This window comes from Acidovorax sp. YS12, from assembly GCA_021496925.1.
Classification (GTDB): domain Bacteria; phylum Pseudomonadota; class Gammaproteobacteria; order Burkholderiales; family Burkholderiaceae_C; genus Paenacidovorax.
Genome location: CP053915.1, coordinates 2913038 through 2934627 on the forward strand (window position 1 = coordinate 2913038; position 21590 = coordinate 2934627).

The following is a 21590-nucleotide window of genomic DNA, read 5'->3' on the forward strand; positions in this document are numbered from 1 at the left end:
CCAAACCGGCCCCAAAGCCTTGCATGGAAAGCGCTGCCAGCTCCTTTTTCAGGAGCACACGGAGGCGCCAGCGGGGCGACGTGCTGCTGTTTGTTTTGTTCGCGCTGCTGGTCACGCTGCTGGGCGGGCTGTACGCCATGCGCGGGCTGCTCGACGACACCGTGGTGGCAGGCCATGCCGCGCAGCGCCAGAAGAACGTGCAGATGGGCGACGCCGCGCTGGCGCTGGCCACCCAGGTGATCACCAGCACGCTCGGCGGCACCGATGGCAGCGTGGCGCTGCAGATCGCCGCCGATGGCGCGAGCTGGTTCCACATACCGTCCGGCGCGGGCGCCTGGGATCCGCCCGGCACCGGCACCAACGCAGGCTTCTGGAGCCAGTGCACGGACAGCGCGGCCGCCGTGAAGTGCCCCGACGTCGCCACGCTGGCCGGCACCGCGCTGCCCGGCGGCTACACCGCGCGCATGCTGGTCGTGCCCACCAACCTGCCGCCCGATCCGCAGACCTGCGGCACCACCGGGTACGTGGCCAGCTTCTACAGCGTGTTCGTGAACGTGCGCGAAGCCAGCGGCATGACCTCCGCCAACCTGGAGAGCGTCTTCAAGCAATGCGTGCGCGACATGAACTGAACCCACCAGGACCTGCCATGAAACAGCCCCTTCCGCACCGCCCTCCCCTGCAGGCGGCAGCCGCCAGCCTCTGCCTCGCCGCGCTGGCCTGCGGCCTGCCGCCCGCCAGTGCCCAGACCCAGGCCCGGGCCCAGGTGGTCTTCGCCGTGGGCAACTCGGAATCGATGGACGGCACGCTCTCCGGCGCCATCATGACCGGCTCGGGCATGTTCGCGGGCAACGCCAGCCTCAGCTCGCTGGCGGGCTCGTCCTCGCCGCCCAGCTATGCCGTGCCCGCGGGCTTCACGCCGCCGAAGCAGGCGGCCGATGGCACGGGCCAGGCACCCTACACCGTCAGCAGCGGCGGCACGCTGTACGACAACGGCGCCAGCCGCCTGAACGTGGCCAAGGCGGGCATCGCCAGCACCCTGAACAGCTATCTGGGCAGCATGGACTTCGCCCTGGTCACCTACCAGACCAGCAACAGCAGCGTGTACACCACCTGGGCATACCACATGTCGCCGCTGGGCGGCTTCAGGTTCACCAACACCCGGCAGGCGGGAAGGCGCTACGTCACCAACCCCTGTTACGCGGCCACCGGCGCGGCCGGGCTTTCCACCACGGTGCGCGGCAATTGCCAGTCGATCGCCAACGCCAACCTGTACGACGCGGCGGCGGCCCCAGGCGGCATCTTCGCCAACCCGTACATGGAGATCGCCTCCAGCGCCGACGACCCCAGCATCAACGACGTGCTGTATGCGAACAACTTCGCCGCCCTGTGGATCACCTACGGTGCGGTGACCACCAACAATGGCGTCACCGTGACCCCGCCCAGTGCCAATACGCCGTACACGGCCTATGGCCTGAACAGCTACAACAACGGCGGCATCCTGGTGGGCTATGCCAGCTCGGCCCCTGCTGCCAACACGGCCACCGGCCCCACCAACGCGGGCTACGTGCCCTTCTCCTCGCAGGTGATGTACGTGCAGCGCGGCTTCGGCTACGGCGGCAGCCAGTCCGCCACCACGGGCAGCACCCGGGTGGCCATGACCAGCCTGGGCAACAGCCCCGCCGCCTCGGCCATCGCCACCGCCTACAACCAGTTCAAGCCCCTGCTGGAGCCCGAGACCAACAACATCGGCACCGGCGAAATCAAGGCCATCGCCGGGCAGGCCGCCACGGCCGGCCTGGTGGCGGGCGCGGGCAGCGTGCTCTCCAGCCTCACGGCCACCTGCGCCGGCCAGTACGTGATCCTGCTGACCGACGGCCTGCCCACGATGAGCCTGGACGGCAAGGCCTGGCCGCCGCTGGGCAGCGAGGCCGGCGCGGGCTACGGCGTCTACGCCACCTTCGCCGGGCTGCCCGCGAACGCGCCCTATGGCATGCGCGACGGCATGGGCTCCACGCTGGCGCGCGGGTCGCTGGTGGCAGGCGCCACCGCCACCAACAACCAGGCGCTGACCGACACCATCGCCAAGATCACCGAACTCCGGAGCCGGGGCATCAAGACCTACGTGGTGGGCCTGGGCGCGGGCGTGGATGCCACGCAGAACCCGGCGGCGAACGCGGCCCTGAACGCCATGGCGATCGCGGGCGGCACCGGGCAGCAGTACCCGGCGAGCGACATTCCTTCGTTCCAGGCGGCACTCTCGGCCATTGCGGCGCAGATCTACGCCAGCACGCAGATCACCGCGCCCGTGGCACCAGGCAGCGTCACCTCGGGCTCCAAGGTCTACGTGGTGACGAGCAAGAACCAGTCCGGCGCCATGGGCGGGCATATCGAGGCGTACAACACCGACACATCCCCCAGCGCCGCGCCCGGCACCGCCGTCGGCAGCGCGCTGTGGGACGCCGGCAGCCCCGCCAAGATGGGTGCCGCCACGCGCCGCGACAGGCTCTGGAGCACCCTCGCCACGCCCGGCGGCGGCGCCCCGGGCGCGGGCGCGCTCGCCAAGCTGGCCGGCATGGACGCGGCGGCCTTCGGCTGGCCGCTGTCGCCCGCGCAAACCTGCGTGCCCAGCCTGGCCACCATCCTGGCCTACACCTTCAACCCCAGCTACGGCACGGCGGGCGACACGGGCAGCGGCGGCATGGGGTTTCCCGCGCCGGTGGCGGGCTGCTCCTACCTGGCCGGGCGCGAGCCCAACTGGATGCTGGGCTCGATGAGCCCGAACGACGGCGTCCAGTACCTGGGCGCGCCCGGAAGCGCCTCGCTGCTCGACCTGCCCGGCTATCCGGCCTTCGCATCACGCAACAAGGGCCGCCAGGGGCTGGTGCTGGCCGCGAGCAACGACGGCATCCTCTACGGTATCGACGCCGACACCGGGGCCATGCACTGGGGCTGGATGCCGCGCCCCTTCGTGGCGCAGCTCGCGCAGTACACCGCGCTTGCGTCCAGGCAATTGTTCGACGGCGGCTTTCGCGTGGCCGACGCGGTGGACGCATCCAACGGCTGGGCCAGCTACGTGGTGGGCACGGCCCAGGGCGGGGCGTACCACTATGCGCTGCAGCTCACCGGCAACGCCAGCGCCACGGAAACCACGCCGCCCGGCCCGGCCGCGCAGGCCTGGGGTATCGGCGTGCCCGGCGGCACGTCGCCGCAGATGCAGGAACCCGTGGTGGTGACGGTGGGCGGCCGGCAGTACGCGCTGTTCGTCGTCAACACCACCTCGGGCGCCACCACCACGAGCGCGCTGTACGAGGTCAACGTGGCCACGGGCCAGGCGGCCGGCGGCGGCGCGCTCTCGGCCAGCCTGCCCTTCGCCGCGCACAGCGCCATGAGCTACGACGCGCAGACCGGCACGCTGTGGCTGGGCGACAAGACGGGCGGCGTCTGGTCGGTCAGCATCACCGGCCAGAGCACCGCGGACGCGGCCACCGCACTCCAGCGCGGGGCCGTCAGCCCGGCCGCCCCGATCAACTTCGTGGGCTATGGCGAGTCGGAGGGCATTCCCTACGTCTGGGCGGCAGCCAAGGACAAGCTCACTATGTTCACGCTGTCCGGCTCGGGCATGGCCCCCGCCGCCTGGGCCAGCCAGGGTGGCACGTCGCCGCAGGGGTACAAGGCAGGCAACGCCAGCGCGGCCGTCAGGGCGCTGAAGCAGGGCGGCCAGATCTCCGCGCCGCCGGTGCTGGCCAACGGCGTGCTGGTGGTGCCGGTGCACGTGCCGCCCGCCGCGGGCAGTTGTGGAGCGGGCCAGGGGTACTACCAGCTGTTCGACCTGGCGTCGGGCTCGGACCCCAAGATCCGCATCACCTACAACGGCGCGGACGTGGTGGCCGGAGAGATCTACCTCGGCGCGGGCGCGCCGCTCACACCCGGCCTGCACGGTTCGGAAAAAGGCATCGTGGGCTATCCCGGCACCGATGCCCCGCCCGCCGCGGGCAGCAACCCCAGCCTGGGCTCGATCAATTTCGGCGGCAAGCCCCTGAGCCGGGCGATTCTTTGGCGGCAGCGCTAATGATGCTCTGAAAAACAGGCTCCAGCGCTTATCCAGAAAGCGCTGGCAGCTCTTCTTTTCAGAGCAAACGCAGCCAGGCCCCGACGATGTGGTCGGCGTAGCGGCTGGCCACGGTGGCGACGAAGCGGCTGAAATCGACGTGTGCCGTGTCGTCGGCGCGGTCCGAGATGGTGCGCATGGCGGCGAAGGGCACGCGGTAGTCGGCGCAGACCTGGGCCACGGCGGCGCCCTCCATCTCCACGGCCAGCACCGGGTGGCCCGCCGCGTGCAGCGACGTGCGCAGCGCATGCGCATCCTGCGCGGCCGAGACGAAGCGGTCGCCGCTGGCCAGCAGGCCCTGGTGCACGCGCGGCGTGGCGCCGCCGTCTTGCGCATCAAAAACGCCCCCAGCCCTTTCCAGGCAAGCGCTGGCAGCTTGCAAAAGCGTAGCAGTCAGCGCCGTGTCGCAGGCCAAGCGCGCGCCGCCGTAGCCGGGCAGCTCCCAGCGCGGGAAGAGGGGCGAGGCGTCCATGTCGTGCTGCAGGTAGTCGCTGGCCACCACCACGTCGCCCACGCGCACGCCATCGCCCACGCCGCCGGCCACGCCCGTGAACAGGATGCGCGACGCGCCAAAGCGCTCAATGAGCGCCGTGGCCGTGGTGGCCGCCGCCACCTTGCCGATGCCGGACAGCGCCAGCACCACGGGCCGCTCGTGCAGCTCCCCACGCCAGAAGGAGCGCCCGGCGTGGATGACGCGCTGGGGATGCGCCAGCGCCTGCACCAGGCCGGCCTGTTCTTCAGGCAGTGCGCTGAGGATGGCGGTGCTCATGGGCGCGGCCCATCGGGCCAGCGGCCGCCGCGCAAGGGCCGCCCCGCCGCGCAGCGGCTCAGGGGGGTGCTCACTTCTTATCCCGCAGCTCGCGGCGCAGGATCTTGCCCACGGGGGTCTTGGGCAGGTCGGTGCGGAACTCGATCACCTTCGGCTGCTTGTAGCCCGTGAGGTTGGCGCGGCAGAACTCCTTGACCTGCGCCTCGGTCAGCGCCGGGTCCTTCTTGACGATGACCAGCTTCACGGCCTCGCCGGTCTTCTCGTCGGGCACGCCCACCACGGCGCATTCGAGCACGCCAGGCATCTTGGCCACCACGTCCTCGACCTCGTTGGGGTAGACGTTGAAGCCGCTGACCAGCACCATGTCCTTCTTGCGGTCCACGATCTTGAAGTAGCCGCGCTCGTCGATGATGCCGATGTCGCCGCTCTTGAAGTAGCCGTCCTCGGTCATGACCTTGGCGGTTTCATCGGGACGCTGCCAGTAGCCGGCCATGACCTGCGGGCCCTTGATGGCGATTTCGCCGGGCTGGCCCTGGGTGGTGACTTCGTTGCCCTCGTCGTCCAGCAGCTTCATGTAGGTGCTGGGGATGGGCACGCCGATGGTGCCGGTGTAGTCGGTCGCGGTGACCGGGTTGCAGCTGGCCGAGGGGCTGGTTTCCGACAGGCCGTAGCCTTCGCAGATGGGGCAGCCGGTCTTCTCCAGCCAGAGCTTGGCCACGGCGCCCTGCACGGCCATGCCGCCGCCCACGGAGATCTTCAGGTTCTTCCAGTTGACCTTGCCGAAGTCGGGGTGGTTGGCCAGGCCGTTGAACAGCGTGTTCACCGCCGGGAAGCTGTGGAAGCTGTGGCGCGACAGCTCCTTGAGCACGGCGGGCAGGTCGCGCGGGTTGGGGATCAGGATGGTCTTGCCGCCCGTGCGCATGGACAGCATCATGTTCACGGTGAAGGCGAAGATGTGGTACAGCGGCAGCGCGCACACCGCCGTGGGCTGCTCGCCCGCAGGCACCTTGCCCATCACCGGGGCGTTCCAGGCCTCGGACTGCAGCACGTTGGCGATGATGTTGCGCTGCAGCAGCACGGCGCCCTTGGATACGCCGGTGGTACCGCCCGTGTACTGCAGCAGCGCGATGTCGTCGGGCTTGATGTCGGGCGCCTTGAAGCTGCCGCGCGTGCCCTGGGCGATGGCGTCGTTGAAGCGCACGGCGCCGGGCAGGTCGAACTCGGGCACCATCTTCTTGACGTTGCGCACCACGTAGTTGACCAGCGCGCCCTTGAGCAGGCCGAGCTGGTCGCCCATGGCGCACAGCACCACGTGCTTGATGGGCGTGTTGGCCACGCAACCCTGCAGCGTGGTGGCGAAGTTCTCGATGATGATGATGGCCTTGGCGCCGGAGTCCTTGAGCTGGTGCTCCAGCTCGCGCGCGGTGTACAGCGGGTTGACGTTGACCACCACGTAGCCCGCGCGCAGCACGGCCGCCACCGCGACCGGGTACTGCGGCACGTTGGGCATCATGATGGCGACGCGGTCGCCCTTGGCCAGCCCCAGGCTCTGCAGGTAGGCCGCGAGGGCGCGGCTGAGCGAGTCGGTCTCGGCGTAGCTGATGTCCTTGCCCATGAAGCTGTAGGCGATCCGGTCGGCGTACTTGGCGAACGCTTCGTCCATCAGGGCCACCAGGGACGGGTACTGCGACGGGTCGATGTCGGCCGGAACACCTTGCGGGTAAGCGGCCAGCCAGGGGCGGTCTTGCATGCTTGTCTCTCCTAACTTCTCGTTACAAAACGGATGGCCTGCATTGTCTCAGCGGGCCCTTTCTCTCACGCCGGTGGTTATCCCGAAGCCGGGGCCACCGCTTGATGCTGCGCAACGTCCCCCAGGCACAGGCCGCCGGCTAGGGCCGGGGCGCCGCGGGGACGGGGAACGGCGGGATGGTCAGGGTGCCGTCCATCATGCCGGTGCTCTGCCGGGCGGCCTGGGCCAGCGCCTCGGTCCATGCCTTGGCGGGCCTGCCGGCCACCAGGAATTCATGGCTGTTGCGCGTCTGCGGGCGCAGCAGGTGCTGCGCCACCCAGGCGTCCACCACGACCAGGGCGCCCCGGTCCATGCCATAGCGGTAGCTGATGTAGCTGGCCGGCTGCGGCGGCGCCAGCTTGCGGCCGGCCAGCCACTGCGCCCATTCGGTCTGGTGCTTGTCCATCCAGGCGCCGTCGGCCCAGCGCTTCATGCGCAGGCAGTCCACGCGCACGCTGGAGCCGCTGCGCGCGTCCTCCACGTCCATGCCCTGCTGGCGCGGGCAATTGCCGGTCCAGAGCACGTCCTCGCGCTCGAAGTTGCCGCGGTTGGTCTGCACGCGCAGCACGGCCAGCACGTCCTTCTTGGCGCCGCGCAGCACCAGGGTGCGCGCCTGCAGCGCGATGCTGTCGCCCGGCTCCGATGGCAGGGGGTAGACGGCGTCGCTGGTGCCCAGGTCCTCCCAGTCACCCGGGGGCAGGTTCAGGCGCGTGCGCCCGACCTGGTACTCGTTCGGCTGGCGCTCCAGGGGCGCGCAGGCCCCGAGGGCCAGGGCGGCGCAGGCCAGGAGCAGACGGGGCAGCCAGCGGCGGGCTGGCAGAGCGGATGTATTCATATCTGACCACAAGCTTACATGAAGATGGTTGCGCCCCCGCCGCGCGCGCCCGCTGTAGGGAGCTGCCCCCACCGGCGCGGCGCCCGGGCCGCGTGCAAAAAAGGCAGCCCGCGGGCTGCCTTGGCATGGCCGTCGCGCGGGGCGCTCAGCGCACGACCTGCGCGAGTTCCCCGGCGGCGTATTTCTGCGCCATCGCGGCCAGCGGCACGCCCTTGATCTTGGCGGCCTGGCCTTCGCAGCCGAATTCCAGGTAGCGCTGCTTGCAGATGGCCTTGGCGGCCTCGCGCGCGGGCTTCATCCATTCGCGCATGTCGAACTTGTCGGGGTTCTCGGCGTGGAACTTGCGCACCGCGCCGGTCATGGCCAGGCGGATGTCGGTGTCGATGTTGATCTTGCGCACGCCGTACTTGATGGCTTCCTGGATTTCCGTCACGGGCACGCCGTAGGTTTCCTTCATCTTGCCGCCGTACTGGTTGATGAGGGCCAGCAGGTCCTGCGGCACGCTGGAGGAGCCGTGCATCACCAGGTGGGTGTTGGGAATGCGCGCGTGGATTGCCTTGACGCGGCTGATGGCCAGCACGTCGCCCGTGGGCGGGCGCGTGAACTTGTAGGCGCCGTGGCTGGTGCCGATGGCGATGGCCAGCGCGTCGAGCTGCGTAGCCGTGACGAACTGCGCGGCTTCCTCGGGGTCGGTCAGCATCTGGCTGTGGTCCAGCTTGCCGGCGGCGCCAACGCCGTCTTCCTCGCCCGCCTCGCCGGTCTCCAGCGAGCCCAGGCAGCCCAGCTCGCCCTCGACGGTGGCGCCGATCCGGTGCGCCATGGCGACCACCTGGCGCGTCACGTCCACGTTGTAGGCGAAGTCGGACGGGGTCTTGCCGTCCTCGCGCAGCGAGCCGTCCATCATCACCGAGCCGAAGCCCAGGTCGAGCGCACCCTGGCAGATGGCGGGCGAGGTGCCGTGGTCCTGGTGCATGACCAGCGGGATGTGCGGGTAGGCCTCGCTGGCGGCAGCGATCAGGTGCTTGATGAAGCTCTCGCCCGCGTACTTGCGCGCGCCGGCGCTGGCCTGCAGGATCACGGGCGCGCCCACTTCGTCGGCCGCGGCCATGACGGCCTGCACCTGCTCCAGGTTGTTGACGTTGAAGGCGGGGATGCCATAGCCGGCTTCGGCGGCATGGTCGAGCAGTTCGCGCATCGAGACGAGAGGCATGGTGGGGAGTCCGGTCGAGGGTTGAGGAAAAGCGGTGGTAACCGCTTGGTAACCCTCGATTCTAGTGTCGCGCCACCGGTCAGATGCCGAAGGCTGCGCGCCGCCCTCGGATCGCAGCGCAAGGCGCATTGCGCCGCCAATACCGGGCGTATTGGCAAGCGATGCAACGCCGCGATGCGATTCGAGGGCCAGCGCAGACCGGCAGATGACCGGTGGCGCGGCACTCGGGCCTGCCCCATCCAGGCCCGCCAGCGCCGCAGCGCACCCCAGGGGCTTACGCCACGCGGCAGATCTTCAGCATGTTGGTACCGCCGGGCTGGCCCATGGGCTCGCCGCAGGTGATGGCGTAGATGTCGCCGGCCTGCACGATCTGGCGGGCCTTCAGGTGCATCTCGGCCTGCTCCAGCGCGGTGTCGCGGTCGGCGCTGGTGTCCATGAGCAGCGGGCGCACGTTGCGGTACAGCGCCATCTTGCGCTGCGTGGCCACCTTGGGGGTGAGCGCGTAGATCGGGATGTGGATGCGGTGGCGGCTCATCCACAGCGCGGTGGAGCCGCTGTCGGTCAGCGCCACGATGGTCTTGGCGCCCAGGTGGTGCGCGGTGAACAGCGCGCCCATGGCGATGCTCTGGTCGATGCGGCCGAAGGTGCGGCCGGTGAAGTCGGCGTCCAGCTCCACGTCCTCGGCGGCCTCGGCGGCGGCGCAGATGTTGGCCATCTCGCGCACCGTCTCCAGCGGGTACTTGCCCGCCGCGGTCTCGGCGCTGAGCATCACGGCGTCGGTGCCGTCGAGCACGGCGTTGGCCACGTCGCTCACCTCGGCGCGCGTGGGCACGGGGTTGGTGATCATGCTCTCCATCATCTGCGTGGCGGTGATGACCACCTTGTCCATGTCGCGCGCCATGCGGATCATCTTCTTCTGCAGCGCGGGCACGGCGGCGTTGCCCACCTCCACGGCGAGGTCGCCGCGCGCGACCATGATGCCGTCGGACACGCGCAGGATTTCCTCCAGGCGCGGGATGGCCTCGGCGCGCTCTATTTTTGCGATCAGCGCGGGCCGGTGGCCGTAGTCCGCCGCCGCCACGTTGCACAGCTGGCGCGCCATCTCCATGTCGATGGCGTTCTTGGGAAAGCTCACGGCCACGTAGTCGGCCTGGAAGCCCATGGCGGTCTTGATGTCCTCCATGTCCTTGGCGGTGAGCGCGGGCGCCGTCAGGCCGCCGCCCTGCTTGTTGATGCCCTTGTTGTTGGACAGCTCGCCGCCGAGCTTGACGGTGGTGTGCACGGCGTCGCCGCGCACCGCCTCCACGGTGAGCACGATCAGGCCGTCGTTGAGCAGCAGCGTGTCGCCCGGCTTCACGTCGCGCGGCAGCTCCCTGTAGTCCAGGCCCACGCCCTGCAGGTCGCCCGGTTCGGTGCGCGAGGCGTCGAGCACGAAGGGCGCACCCGGCTCCAGCCACACCTTGCCCTCGGCGAACTTGCCCACGCGGATCTTCGGGCCCTGCAGGTCGGCCATGATGGCCACCTCGCGCCCGGCACGCTGGGCGGCCTCGCGCACCATGGCGGCGCGGTCGATGTGGTCCTGTGCCTTGCCGTGGCTGAAGTTCAGGCGCACGACGTTGACGCCCTCGCGGACCATCTGCTCCAGCAGCTGGGGGTCACTGGAAGCGGGGCCCAGGGTGGCGACGATCTTGGTGGCGCGAAGCAATTGCATGAGGGTCTCCTGGTGTGCGTGTAATCCGGTTTCAATTTTTGCACGAATCTGGTTACATCCGTGCGACAAGCGGCAGCAAAAACAGGAGCTGCCAGCGATTGCCTGGCAAGGGCTTGCAACTCTTTTATGCTGCAAACCCAATAAAAACAAGCGCCAGCAGCTATTGCTTTGGTAGCAGCCTCAGCCCGCCAGCACCCGCACGGGCCGCCCGCGCTGCACCGCCTGGTGCTGCAGGCGCCGCTGGCGCCCCGCGTCCTCGGCCTGCGCGGCCTGGCGCTCGGCCAGCTTGAGGGCGATGAGCGTGCGCGCCAGGCGCTTGTTGGCGTGCTGGCTGCGCTCGCCCATCACTTTGACGGCGATGCCGCTGGCCACGTGCAGCGCGTGCACCGCCGAGTCGGTGGTGTTGACGTGCTGCCCGCCCTTGCCGCTGGCGCGGCAGGCCTGGTAGACGATGGCGCCGTCGTCCAGCCCCGCCACGGCCTCGGGCACGGCGCAGCGCTGCACGCCCACGAACCAGTTCTTGCGCCGGTGGCCCGGCCGCCAGGGGCTGGTGAAGACGCACTGCACGCTGCCCTCCCACGTGGCCAGCCATTGCCGCGCCGCGGCGCTGGCCGCGCCCTGCAGCAGCACCGACCTGAAGCCCGCCGGCGTGCCCGCCTCCTGCGCCACGGCCAGCGCGATGCCGTGGGCCCCGGCGTCGCGCAGCAGGGCACGCACGGTGATGGCCACGGCGCGTTCGCATTCCGCCGGGCCCTGCGCGGCGGTGATCTGGATCAGCAGCATGCGGACAGCGCCCCTTTCTTGTAGGTCAGCAGCGGCCGCAGCCGGGCCACCAGGCGCGCCAGGCCGGCCTCGGCCAGCGTCGCCACCACGGCGTCCACGTCCTTGTAGGCCTGGGGCGCCTCCTCGTACAGCAGCGCCTTGTCGGCGCAGACCACGGTGCTGCCGAAGCGCGTGCGGCGCAGCCCCTCGGACGGAAAGCGCGGCGCCAGGCGCCCCATGCAGTCCGCGCGCGCCCACTTGCGCCCGGCCCCGTGCGCCAGCGAATCGAGCGCGTCGTGGCAGTCCGCCCGCGGCGCCACGAGGTAGCTGTAGTCGCCGCGCGAGCCGGGAATCACCACCAGGCCCTGGCCGACCGGCGTGGCACCCTTGCGGTGCAGGTAGCCCGCCTCGCCCCGCGCCACGGCGGGCAGCACGTGGTTGTGGCTCACGTCCAGCAGGCACTGGCCGCCGGTGCGCAGCGCGCGCAGCATGCGCTGGGCGATCCAGTGGCGGTTGCACGCGGCGTAGGCCAGCGCGGCGTCGTGCGCGGCCAGGTAGGCGCACGCATCGTCGCAGCCTGCGGCCAGCCCGGCGTGGCCCCAGCGCTCGACGTGTTCGCGCAGGATGGCGCCGCCCAGCCCGCGCGAGCCGCTGTGCACCAGCAGGTGCACGTGCTTGGCGTCGAGCGCCACGCTGGCGTCGTACACGGCATCGACCACCTGCAGCTCGGCAAAGTGGTTGCCGCCGCCGATGGTGCCCAGGCTCTCGGCCAGCATGGCCTCGGTGGCGGGCAGCGGCGCCGTGGGCAGCGCGCGCAGCTGCGCCAGCGCGTCGTCCATGAGCGCATCGGGCAGCGGCCCGTCGATGCTGCCGAGCTGCTTTTCCAGCCCGCTGGGCGACACCTTGTGCGTGCGCAGCCCGGTGCGCCACAGCGCCATGCCGCAGCCGATGTCGCCGCCCACCAGCGCCGGGTACAGGTGGCCCACGGTGAAGAAGGCCGCGCCCACCGGATAGCCCCGGCCGGGGTGCAGGTCCGGCAGGCCGACGGCGGCGCGCATGTGCGGCAGCCGCGCGGTGGTGTGGAGTTGCTGGACCGCGGCGTCTTCGATCCACACGCGGTCGTTGGCGAATACGCGCACCTGTGGCGCGCCGCCTTGAAGGGAAGAATTGCCCATGAAAACCTTTGGAACAGGCAAGAGAAACCAGGCGCCACGCGGTGCGTGGCGCTGCCAGGGGGCTGCATGCCGCAAGGGGCGCAGCGCGGCGGCTGGGGTTCTCGGGCCTGTCCGGCGGTGCGGGCAGGGCGGTGGAATCAGGCCAGCGCGGCGGCCTTGCGGGTGCAGCAAAGGACGGTGTGAGCGTGTCGTGCAGTCATGGGCTGCTCCTTTGCGAAAAAGAAAAGAGGGGGCGAGTCTAGCGGCGGCGCGCACGCCCGGCCAGCGCGGGCGGGCAGCGGCTGTTGCGCCGCCGCATCAGTCGCGCATCAGCGCCTCGATTGCGTCAGCCGCCACGGGCACGCCGCGCGTGATGAGTTCGCAGCCGCCTTCGGTGACCACGGCGTCGTCCTCGATGCGGATGCCGAGATTCCAGAACGCCTCGGGCACGCCCGCGGCGGGGCGCACGTACAGGCCGGGCTCGATGGTCAGCACCATGCCCGGGCGCAGGATGCGGCTCGGGCGGTTGGTGATGGTTTCGCCCGACAGCGGGTCCTGGCGCGCGCTCGCCTGGCCCACCTCGGCAGGCTCGACGTAGCTGCCGCAGTCGTGCACGTCCATGCCCAGCCAGTGGCCGGTGCGGTGCATGTAGAACGGGAAGTAGGCGCGCTGCTCGATCACGTCCTGCGCGCTGCCGGCCTTGCCCTTGTCGAGCAGGCCCAGGTCGAGCAGGCCCTGGGCCAGCACGGCCACGGTGGCGTCGTGCGGGTCGTTGAAGCGGTTGCCGGGGCGCGTGGCGGCCACGGCGGCCTCCTGGCTGGCCAGCACCAGGTCGTAGAGCGCGCGCTGCGGCCCGGTGAAGCGCCCGTTGGCCGGGAAGGTGCGCGTGATGTCGCTGGCATAGCCGTCGAGCTCGCAGCCGGCGTCGATCAGCACCAGCTCGCCGTCGCGCAGCGGCGCGGCGTCGGCGCGGTAGTGCAGCACGCAGGCATTGGCGCCGGCCGCGACGATGGAGCCGTAGGCCGGGGACTGCGCGCCGTGGCGGCGGAATTCGTGCAGCAGCTCGGCGTCGAGGTGGTATTCGCGCAAATCCTGGCCCGCGCGCAGCAGGCGCGCCGATTGCCGCATGGCGCGCACGTGGGCGCCGGCGCTGATTTCGGCGGCGCGGCGCATGGTGGCCAGCTCGTGCGCATCCTTCACCAGGCGCATTTCGTCCAGCAGGGTGCACAGGTCGCCCTGCTGCGCCGGGCACAGCGCGCCGAAGCGCGCGCGCGCGCGCACCTGGCCGAGCCAGCCTTCGACCTGCGCGGCCAGGCCCGGATGGGTGGCGAACGGGAACCAGACCTGGCTGCGGTTTTCCAGCAGGCGCGGCAGGCGCGCGGCCAGTTCGGCGAAGGAGTGCGCGGCATCGACGCCGAGCGCGGCGGGCGCGGCCTCGGGGCCGAGGCGGTAGCCATCCCAGATTTCGCGCTCCAGGTCCTTGGGCGCGCAGAACAGGGTGGATTCGCCCTCGGCCGTGAGCACCAGCAGCGCCTGCGGCTCGGTGAAGCCGGTGAGGTAGTAGAAGTAGCTGTCGTGGCGGAACGGGAAGCTGTTGTCGCGGTTGCGCGGCTGCTCGGTGGCGGTGGGGATGAGGGCGATGCCACCGGCACCGAGTTGGCGCGCGAGGGCCTGGCGGCGCTGGGCATGGGGTGTGGTCATGGCGCTATGGTAGTGCCCTGGTTGAGCGCCTGCAGGCGCTCGGGCGTGCCCACATCGGTCCAGCGGCCGGTGTACGGCGCGGCGCCGACGCGGCCCGCGTCCATGGCGCGGCGCAGCAGCGGCGCCAGCGGCGCGGCCATGCCCTCGGGGTTGCCGGGGGGAATGTCGCACCAGGGCGGCGCGAACAGTTCGGCCTTCAGCAGCGCCAGGGTGCTGTAGGTGTAGCGCGGCGCCGGGTCGGCGCCGGGCAGGTTCAGCGCCAGGCCCTCGGGCGAGAGTCCGAAGTCGCCGCGCGGGTGGTGCGGCGGGTTCGGCACCAGCCACAGGTGGGCCAGCAGGGGGCTGGCGGCGAAGGCCTGCGCGGCCTCGGGCGCGAAGACGAAGTCGGGCGCGAACACGTCGCCCGCCGCAAGCCAAAACACCGGGCCGAGCTGCGGCAGCGCGCGCGCGATGCCGCCGGCCGTCTCCAGCGCGCGGCCGAAGTCGCGCCCCTCGTTGGAGTATGAAATCGATAGCTGCTGGCGCTTGTCCAGCAAGGGCTGAAGGCCAAAATGGCTTGAAATTCGATCGCCCAGCCAGGCGGTGTTGACCACCACGCGGCGCACGCCCGCGTCAGCCAGCGCACGCAAATGCCATTCCAGCAGCGGCACGCCCTGCACGGCCAGCAGCGGCTTGGGGCAGGTGTCGGTGAGCGGGCGCATGCGTTCGCCACGGCCGGCGGCCAGCAGCATGGCGGGGATCGGAAACGTGGTCATGGGGGCGCAGTGTAGGTGCCGCAGAACGGGTCGGCCACTCGCAGCAGCTCCGCCAGCGTGCGCACCTGCATCTTGCGCATGGCCTGGGCGCGGCGCACCTTGACGGTGATCTCGCTCACGCCCAGGTCCGCCGCGATCTGCTTGTTGAGCCGCCCGGCGGCCACGCCGCGCACCACTGCCTGCTCGCCCGGGGAGAGGCTGTCCCAGCGCGCGCGCCGCAGCGCCTGCGCCTGCGCCTGCGCGCGCCGGTCGCGGTCGCGCCCGAGGCCGAGCTGGATGGCGTCGAGCAAATCCTGGTCGCGGAAGGGCTTGGTCAGGAACTCGATGGCGCCGCCCTTCATGGCCTGCACGCTCATCGGGATGTCGCCGTGGCCGGTGATGAAGACCACGGGCAGCGCCATGCCCAGCTCCTGCATCTGGCGCTGGAACTCCAGGCCGCTCTGGCCGGGCATGCGGATGTCGAGCACCAGGCAGGCGGGCGTGCCGTCTCCCGCTGCATCGGCCTGGCGCCAGTGCGCCAGGAACGCAGCCGTGGAGCCAAAGCCCTGCGCCGCCAGGCCCACGGACGCCAGCAGGTCCTCGATGGCGGCGCGCACCGAGGCGTCGTCGTCGATCACATACACCCGGGCGCCGTTCATGCCGCATTGTCCCGCAGCGCCGGCAGGCTGATGTGGAAGCTGGCGCCACGGCGCCCGTCGGCGCGCGGCGCGGCCCAGACCCGCCCGCCGTGGGCCTCGGCCATGCTGCGGCACAGCGTCAGCCCCAGGCCCATGCCCTGGCTCTTGGTGCTCCAGAAGGCATCGAACAGGTGGGCCTGCACGGCGGGGTCAAGGCCGATGCCGCTGTCGGTCACGCACAGCTCCAGTTGCTCCGGCCCGGGGCGGCGCAGGGACAGGATGATTTCGGGCACACCGCCGGGGCCGGCGGTGTCGATGGCGTCGATGGCGTCGATGGCATTGAGCAGCAGGTTGCCCACGATCTGCTGCACCTGCACGCGGTCGGCCCAGGCCGGGGGCAAGCCGGGCGCGGCGTCCCAGCGCACGGCGATGCCGCGCGCGTCGAGCGCGCCGCGCGACAGGGCCACCATGTCGCGCGCGGCTTCTTCCAGATCGAAGCGCTGGCGCCGCGGCGCCTCGCCGCGCGCCATGCCGCGGATGCGGGTGACGACGTTGCTGGCGCGCTCGGCGTCGGCCAGGATGCGCTGCAGCGCCTGGCCAGCTTTTTCCAGCTGCGGCGGCTGCTGCGCCAGCCAGCGCTGGCAGGCGTGGCCGCTGGTGACGATGGCCGCCAGCGGCTGGTTGACCTCGTGGGCGATGGAGCCGGTCAGCGCGCCCAGGCTGGTGGCGCGCGCGATCTGCAGCAGCCGTGCCTGGGCCGCGTGGGCCGCCGCCTGCGCGGCCACCATCTTCAGGCCCAGGTAGGCGGTGATGGCGATGGCCAGGATGCTGATGCCGGTGTTGACCAGGCCAACGCTGTACAGCCCGGCCGGCGTGAGCGCGAAGCTGACCACGGTGAGCGCGATGCAGGCCAGCGCCAGCGCCACCACGGCGCGCGGGCTGAACCAGCGCACCGCCACCAGGATGACCGCCGTGTGGAACACGGCCGCCGCCACGGCGTACTCGGTCAGCGTGTCGGCCACGAAGATGGCGGCCATGGCCAGGCCCAGGGCCAGGGCGATGAGCGCGCGGCGCACGCGCGCCGGGGGGCGCAGGGAAGCGAGCATGGCGCTCTCCTTATAGGAGCTGCCAGCGCTTGCCAGTCAAGCGATTGCGGTGGAAAACCACCTCAATTCCTTATCTGGCAAGCGCAAGCAGCTATTGTTTGTGAAGCATCAATCCTCCGCGCTGGCGTTCCAGAAGGCCTGCAGCACGCCGTCCTCAGCTTCCAGGCGGGCCATGATCTGGTCTAGTTCGCCGCCGTCCACGGCGGTGGCGTAGAGCGTGGCCTCGATCTCCGCGTCGCCCTGGCCGAAGGGGTGCTGGTCGATGTCGCGCACCGGGTAGCTGGCGGCCTCCAGCCATTCGACCAGTTGCTCGCGCACCTCGGACTGGCGCGCGCGCCGGCAGATGACGTAGACCGTGTAGGTGGCCTCGCTGAATTCCTCCTGCACCGGCTGGCGGTTGATGCGGTTGACCACCGGGCGCAGCAGCGTGTTCGCCGCCAGCACGAACAGCGCCGCCAGCACGGCCTCGGGCAGCAGCTTGGCGCCGGCGCAGCAGCCCACGGCGGCGGAACCCCAGAGCGTGGCGGCGGTGTTCAGGCCCGAGACGTTGGCGCCCTCCTTCATGATGGCGCCCGCACCGAGGAAGCCGATGCCCGAGACCACGTAGGCGATCACCTGCAGCGGGCTGGGCGAGCCGCCGTAGAGCGTGTGAAAACGCACCGCCAGGTCGACGAACACCGCCGCGCCCACGGCCACCAGCGTGTTGGTGCGCAGCCCCGCCGTGCGCTGGCGCACCTGGCGCTCGAAGCCGATCAGGGCGCCGAGCAGGAAGGCCAGCAGCAGGCTGGCCAGGGTGCTCAGCGTGGCGGAGAGGTCGAAGGCGGGCCATTGGTTCATGCGGCCATCCTAGCCAGGAAAGATGTCACTGCGGCCCTCACTGCCAGCCGAAGCGGCGCATGTAGGCGCGCTTGACCCACGTGACCAGCACCACATAGCCCAGCAGGATGGCCGCCAGCAGCGGCCAGTACAGCAGCGGCAGCGCCTGCAGCTTGAAGTGGCCGGCCAGCGGCCCCATGGGCAGGAAGATGCCCACGGCCATGATGGCCGCCGTGGTCAGCAGCAGCGGCCAGGCGGCGCGGCTCTGGAGGAAGGGCAGGCGCGGCGTGCGGATCATGTGCACGATCAGCGTCTGCGTGAGCAGGCCGACGACGAACCAGCCGGACTGGAACAGCGCCTGCTGCGCCGGCGTGTTGGCCTGGAAGACCCACCACATCATGGCGAAGCACAGGATATCGAACACCGAGCTCAAGGGGCCGAAGCACAGCATGAAGCGGCCGATGTCCTGCGGGTTCCAGCGCAGCGGCTGGCGCACCAGTTCGTCGTCCACGCGGTCGAAGGGGATGGCGATCTGCGAGATGTCGTACAGCAGGTTCTGCACCAGCAGCTGCAGCGGCAGCATGGGCAGGAACGGCAGGAACACCGAGGCCACCAGCACCGAGAAGACGTTGCCGAAGTTGGAGCTGGCCGTCATGCGGATGTACTTGAGCATGTTGCAGAAGGTGCGGCGGCCCTCGACCACGCCCTGCTCCAGCACCATCAGGCTTTTCTCCAGCAGGATGATGTCGGCCGCCTCCTTGGCGATGTCCACCGCGCCGTCCACGCTGATGCCGATGTCGGCGGCGCGCAGCGCGGGCGCGTCGTTGATGCCGTCGCCCATGAAGCCGACCACGCGGCCCTGCGCGCGCAGCGCGTGCACGATGCGCTCCTTGTGCAGCGGCGTCAGCCGGGCGAACAGCCGGTGCGCTTGCACTGCGGCGGCCAGCGCGGCGTCGTCCATGCGCTCGATCTGCGCGCCGGTCACGGGCGGGCCGCCCGCCAGGCCCACCTGTTCGCAGATGCGGGCCGCCACCAGCTCGTTGTCGCCGGTCAGCACCTTCACTTCCACGCCGTGCGCGGCCAGCGCCTGCAGCGCCGGGGCGGTGGATTCCTTCGGCGGGTCGAGGAAGGCGATGTAGCCCACCAGCGTCAGCCCGGCCTCGTCGGCCACACCATAGCCGCAGGCCGCCAGCGGGCTGGCCGGCAGGTGGCGGCGGGCCACGGCGACCACGCGCAGGCCCTGGGCGTTCAGCCCCTCGGTCACGGCGCGCACGCGCGCCAGCATGGCGGCATCCAGCGCCACGGTGTTTTCGCCGTCGCGCACCTGCGTGCACACGGCCAGCATTTCCTCGACCGCGCCCTTGCACACCAGCAGCGTGTCGCCGCCGGCCCGCGGCTGCAGCAATACCGACATGCGCCGGCGCTCGAAGTCGAAGGGAATTTCGTCCACCTTGCGCCAGGCGGCCTCCAGCCCGGGCTCGGGGTGCAGCTGCAGGTGCTCGATGACGGCGCGGTCCAGCAGGTTCTTCAGCCCGGTCTGGTGGTAGCTGTTGAGCCAGGCCAGGTGCAACGCCTCGCGCGACTCGTGGCCGAAGACGTCGGTGTGGCGCTCCAGCACAATGCGGTCCTGCGTCAGCGTGCCGGTCTTGTCGGTGCACAGCACGTCCATGGCGCCGAAGTTCTGGATCGCGTCGAGGCGCTTGACGATGACCTTCTGCCGCGACAGCACCACCGCGCCCTTGGCCAGCGTGGAGGTGACGATCATCGGCAGCATCTCCGGCGTCAGGCCCACGGCCACCGACAGCGCGAACAGGAAGGCCTCCATCCAGTCGCCCTTGGTGAAGCCGTTGAGCAGCAGCACCAGCGGCACCATCACCAGCGCGAAGCGGATCAGCAGCCACGAGACGCTGTTGACCCCCGCCTGGAACGCGGTGGGCGCGCGATCCGTGGCCACGGCGCGGTGCGCGAGCTGACCGAAGTAGGTCTGGTTGCCGGTGGCCACCACCACGGCCGTGGCCACGCCGGAGACCACGTTGGTGCCCATGAACAGCAGGTTGTCCTGCTCCAGCAGGCCCTCGGCGAGCTGCTGGCGCTCGGCGAACTTCTCCACCGGCAGCGATTCGCCGGTCATCGCGGCCTGGGCCACGAACAGGTCCTTGGCGGTGAGCACGCGGCAGTCGGCCGGCACCATGTCGCCGGCGGACAGCAGGATGTGGTCGCCCGGCACCAGCGCGCGCATCGGCACCTCGCGGCGCTGGGCCGGGTGGCGCGAATGCACATGGACGCCAAAGTAGCGCTCCGCCACCTCGGCGGCCTCGGTGCCCAGGTCGCGGCGTATCACCGTGGCGGTGCTGCCCACCATGGCCTTGAGGCGCTCGGCGACACGCAGCGAGCGCCCCTCCTGCACAAAACGGATCAGCGTGGACAGCAGCACCATGGTGCCGATCACGAGGGTGGCCTGCAGGTCTTCGGTCAGGTACGACACCACGGCCAGCAGCGTCAGCAGCACATTGAACGGATTGCGGTAGCACTGCCACAGGTGCTGCCACCAGGGCAGCGGCTTTTCGTGGTCCACCTCGTTCGGGCCGACGCGGCGCAGGCGCTCGGCGGCCTCGCCCTCGCTCAGCCCCTCCTCATGGGACTGCAGCCGCACCAGGGTGCCGGGAATGTCGTCGCAGGCGGCGCGCCACAGCGCGCGCGTGCGCTGCGCGGGCACCGCGCCGGGCGCCACCGGCTTGCCGCCGGGGCCGCGCGCCATGCCCGGCAGCGCGCTGCGGCGGAACAGCCGCAGGTTGTGGCGGCGGCGCAGAAAGCCGCCGAACCAGGACGTTAGAAAGTGCATCTTCTTCTCCCTGCGCGGCGCATGCCCCCGCGCTTCAGAGTGCGGGGCGCTGCCCCACGCTCAATTGCAATTGCACGGTGGCCGTGGCCAGATCGGCACGGGCCTGCAGATAGGCCAGATAGGCATCGTCGGCCGAGCGCTGGGCCACCAACAGCTCCAGCAGCGAGGCGGCACCATGCCGGTAGGACAGGCGCATGCCCTCCAGCACCTTCTGCGCGTCGGCCAAGACGCCGTCCCGGTAGCGCGCCACGTTGTCGCGCGCGGCGACAAAGCGGAACCGGGCGGCTCGCACGTCGGCCTCGGCCCTGTGCCGGGCCTGCTCCAGGCCGAGCATGGCCTGGGTCACCTCGGCCTCGGCCTGCACCAGATCGCCCTTGTCCAGGCGCGACAGCGGCAACGGCACGCTGACCGACACCGCCAGCGTGCGTGAACGGCTGGCTGCGTCATAGGGCTCGCCGTCCCTGCCGGTGCCGGCCGGGTAGCCTGCGGTGTTGGTCACGCCCACGGACAGCGTGGGATTGACCCAGCGGTTGGCCTGGGCCAGCGACGCCTTGTCGCGCGCATTGTTCAGCGTGGCCTCGGCGATCTGGATGTCGTCGCGCGCCTGCATGGCCGCCGGCAGCAGGGCCTGCAGGTCGTCCCCTGCGGTGAAGGGGGCGAAGTCGCAGTCCAGCGGGCCGTCGCCCAGCACCTCGCCGACACGCCGGCCCAGCGGCACCGACAGCGCCACCAGCGCGGCCTGGGCGTCGGCGCGCGCCTGGGTCACATCGGCGGCGAACTGGTCGCGCTCCACGCGCGACTGCAGCAGTTCCACGCCACCCACGTCGCCGGCCTTGCGGCGCACCTCGTTGGCGCGCACCACGTCGTCCAGCGCCTGCAGCGTCTGCTGCTTGCGCGCCAGCACCTCGCGGGTACGGCAGACCTCGGCGAAGGCGCTGGCCGAATCATTGAACAGCCCGTGGCGAAAGCCCTCGACCTGTGCCTCGGCCAGGCGCACATGGCTCGTGGCCTCGCGGATGCGGGCGGCGCGCTTGCCACCGGTTTCCAGCTCCCAGCTGATGGCCGGGTTGTAGCTGGACGGGCGCGGCACGCCGGTCCTGACCTGCTCGCGGCTCCAGCCCAGCGAAAGCTCGGGGTCGGGGCGCAGGCCGGCGATGCCGACGCCGGCCCGGGCCGCCGTGACCGTGGTCTGCTGGGCCTGCAGATCCAGGCTGTGGGCCTCGACGGCCTGCAGGTAGTCGACGAAGCGCAACTGTGGCCGGGCACTGGCCAGCACGGCGGGCACGGCCGGGGCACCGGCTGGCGGCGCGGCCGCGGCGGCCAGTGCGGCCGTCGCACCGGCTACGCCCAGGCCGGCCAACGCCAGCCGCAGCGCCAGGGTTCGGCGGGAAGGGAGAAAGACAAAATGCATGGCG

General features: G+C 70.9%; 16 protein-coding genes. 2 read left to right on the plus strand and 14 right to left on the minus strand.

What is annotated here, in order from left to right; translation table 11 throughout:
• Positions 1–80 precede the first annotated feature (80 nt).
• Together YS110_13250 and YS110_13255 are read left to right on the plus strand one after the other, a co-directional pair.
• Positions 81–629 carry a hypothetical protein gene (locus tag YS110_13250; GenBank protein UJB65647.1) on the plus strand — a complete coding sequence of 183 codons (549 nt, stop codon included), beginning with the start codon at positions 81–83 and terminating at the stop codon, positions 627–629.
• A gap of 17 nt (positions 630–646) precedes the next feature.
• On the plus strand, positions 647–4069 hold the full coding sequence (locus tag YS110_13255) for a hypothetical protein (protein UJB65648.1): 3423 nt from the start codon (positions 647–649) through the stop codon (positions 4067–4069).
• Positions 4070–4127: 58 nt separating this feature from the next.
• Here YS110_13255 and YS110_13260 read toward each other — a convergent pair whose 3' ends face one another.
• The 14 genes from YS110_13260 to YS110_13325 all read right to left on the minus strand — a co-directional run bounded on the left by YS110_13260 (position 4128) and on the right by YS110_13325 (position 21586).
• Positions 4128–4877: a 5'-methylthioadenosine/adenosylhomocysteine nucleosidase gene (locus YS110_13260; protein ID UJB65649.1), complete on the minus strand. Its 750-nt coding sequence runs from the start codon at positions 4875–4877 to the stop codon at positions 4128–4130.
• A gap of 70 nt (positions 4878–4947) precedes the next feature.
• Entirely contained in the window at positions 4948–6627 is a 1680-nt protein-coding gene (locus YS110_13265) for a long-chain-fatty-acid--CoA ligase (protein ID UJB65650.1), read from the minus strand.
• A gap of 139 nt (positions 6628–6766) precedes the next feature.
• Positions 6767–7501 carry a hypothetical protein gene (locus YS110_13270; protein ID UJB65651.1) on the minus strand — a complete coding sequence of 245 codons (735 nt, stop codon included), beginning with the start codon at positions 7499–7501 and terminating at the stop codon, positions 6767–6769.
• A gap of 145 nt (positions 7502–7646) precedes the next feature.
• Positions 7647–8711, minus strand: a complete 1065-nt coding sequence (locus YS110_13275) for a fructose-bisphosphate aldolase class II (GenBank protein ID UJB65652.1) — start codon at positions 8709–8711, stop codon at positions 7647–7649.
• A gap of 274 nt (positions 8712–8985) precedes the next feature.
• Complete coding sequence (gene pyk / locus YS110_13280; protein ID UJB65653.1) at positions 8986–10422, minus strand: pyruvate kinase; 1437 nt, start codon at positions 10420–10422, stop codon at positions 8986–8988.
• A gap of 180 nt (positions 10423–10602) precedes the next feature.
• Positions 10603–11205, minus strand: coding sequence for a peptide chain release factor H (locus YS110_13285; protein ID UJB65654.1), 603 nt, complete (start codon positions 11203–11205; stop codon positions 10603–10605).
• On the minus strand, positions 11196–12359 hold the full coding sequence (locus YS110_13290) for an RNA ligase RtcB family protein (GenBank protein ID UJB65655.1): 1164 nt from the start codon (positions 12357–12359) through the stop codon (positions 11196–11198). The genes YS110_13285 and YS110_13290 overlap by 10 nt, the downstream gene beginning before the upstream one ends.
• Before the next feature lie 297 nt (positions 12360–12656).
• On the minus strand, positions 12657–14039 hold the full coding sequence (locus YS110_13295) for an aminopeptidase P N-terminal domain-containing protein (protein ID UJB65656.1): 1383 nt from the start codon (positions 14037–14039) through the stop codon (positions 12657–12659).
• On the minus strand, positions 14036–14794 hold the full coding sequence (locus tag YS110_13300; protein ID UJB65657.1) for a nucleotidyltransferase family protein: 759 nt from the start codon (positions 14792–14794) through the stop codon (positions 14036–14038). The genes YS110_13295 and YS110_13300 overlap by 4 nt, the downstream gene beginning before the upstream one ends.
• Positions 14791–15432 carry a response regulator transcription factor gene (locus YS110_13305; protein ID UJB65658.1) on the minus strand — a complete coding sequence of 214 codons (642 nt, stop codon included), beginning with the start codon at positions 15430–15432 and terminating at the stop codon, positions 14791–14793. The genes YS110_13300 and YS110_13305 overlap by 4 nt, the downstream gene beginning before the upstream one ends.
• Complete coding sequence (locus YS110_13310) at positions 15429–16517, minus strand: HAMP domain-containing histidine kinase (GenBank protein UJB65659.1); 1089 nt, start codon at positions 16515–16517, stop codon at positions 15429–15431. Before YS110_13310 ends, YS110_13305 begins: the two co-directional genes overlap by 4 nt.
• A gap of 108 nt (positions 16518–16625) precedes the next feature.
• Positions 16626–17354 (minus strand): MgtC/SapB family protein, encoded by a 729-nt coding sequence (locus tag YS110_13315; protein ID UJB65660.1) that lies wholly within the window; start codon positions 17352–17354, stop codon positions 16626–16628.
• Between the two features lie 37 nt (positions 17355–17391).
• On the minus strand, positions 17392–20175 hold the full coding sequence (gene mgtA / locus YS110_13320) for a magnesium-translocating P-type ATPase (protein ID UJB65661.1): 2784 nt from the start codon (positions 20173–20175) through the stop codon (positions 17392–17394).
• A 34-nt stretch (positions 20176–20209) separates the two neighbouring features.
• Positions 20210–21586 (minus strand): TolC family protein, encoded by a 1377-nt coding sequence (locus tag YS110_13325; GenBank protein UJB65662.1) that lies wholly within the window; start codon positions 21584–21586, stop codon positions 20210–20212.
• Positions 21587–21590: the final 4 nt, after the last annotated feature.

Bases quoted from the DNA above. Each gene is read 5' to 3' on its own strand.
- YS110_13290 (UJB65655.1), bottom strand. From the start codon at position 12,359: ATGGGCAATTCTTCCCTTCAAGGCGGCGCGCCACAGGTGCGCGTATTC.
- YS110_13310 (UJB65659.1), bottom strand. From the start codon at position 16,517: ATGCTCGCTTCCCTGCGCCCCCCGGCGCGCGTGCGCCGCGCGCTCATC.
- YS110_13265 (UJB65650.1), bottom strand. From the start codon at position 6,627: ATGCAAGACCGCCCCTGGCTGGCCGCTTACCCGCAAGGTGTTCCGGCC.
- YS110_13315 (UJB65660.1), bottom strand. From the start codon at position 17,354: ATGAACCAATGGCCCGCCTTCGACCTCTCCGCCACGCTGAGCACCCTG.
- YS110_13260 (UJB65649.1), bottom strand. From the start codon at position 4,877: ATGAGCACCGCCATCCTCAGCGCACTGCCTGAAGAACAGGCCGGCCTG.
- YS110_13255 (UJB65648.1), top strand. From the start codon at position 647: ATGAAACAGCCCCTTCCGCACCGCCCTCCCCTGCAGGCGGCAGCCGCC.
- YS110_13275 (UJB65652.1), bottom strand. From the start codon at position 8,711: ATGCCTCTCGTCTCGATGCGCGAACTGCTCGACCATGCCGCCGAAGCC.
- mgtA (UJB65661.1), bottom strand. From the start codon at position 20,175: ATGCACTTTCTAACGTCCTGGTTCGGCGGCTTTCTGCGCCGCCGCCAC.
- YS110_13305 (UJB65658.1), bottom strand. From the start codon at position 15,432: ATGAACGGCGCCCGGGTGTATGTGATCGACGACGACGCCTCGGTGCGC.
- YS110_13295 (UJB65656.1), bottom strand. From the start codon at position 14,039: ATGACCACACCCCATGCCCAGCGCCGCCAGGCCCTCGCGCGCCAACTC.
- YS110_13300 (UJB65657.1), bottom strand. From the start codon at position 14,794: ATGACCACGTTTCCGATCCCCGCCATGCTGCTGGCCGCCGGCCGTGGC.
- pyk (UJB65653.1), bottom strand. From the start codon at position 10,422: ATGCAATTGCTTCGCGCCACCAAGATCGTCGCCACCCTGGGCCCCGCT.
- YS110_13270 (UJB65651.1), bottom strand. From the start codon at position 7,501: ATGAATACATCCGCTCTGCCAGCCCGCCGCTGGCTGCCCCGTCTGCTC.
- YS110_13325 (UJB65662.1), bottom strand. From the start codon at position 21,586: ATGCATTTTGTCTTTCTCCCTTCCCGCCGAACCCTGGCGCTGCGGCTG.
- YS110_13285 (UJB65654.1), bottom strand. From the start codon at position 11,205: ATGCTGCTGATCCAGATCACCGCCGCGCAGGGCCCGGCGGAATGCGAA.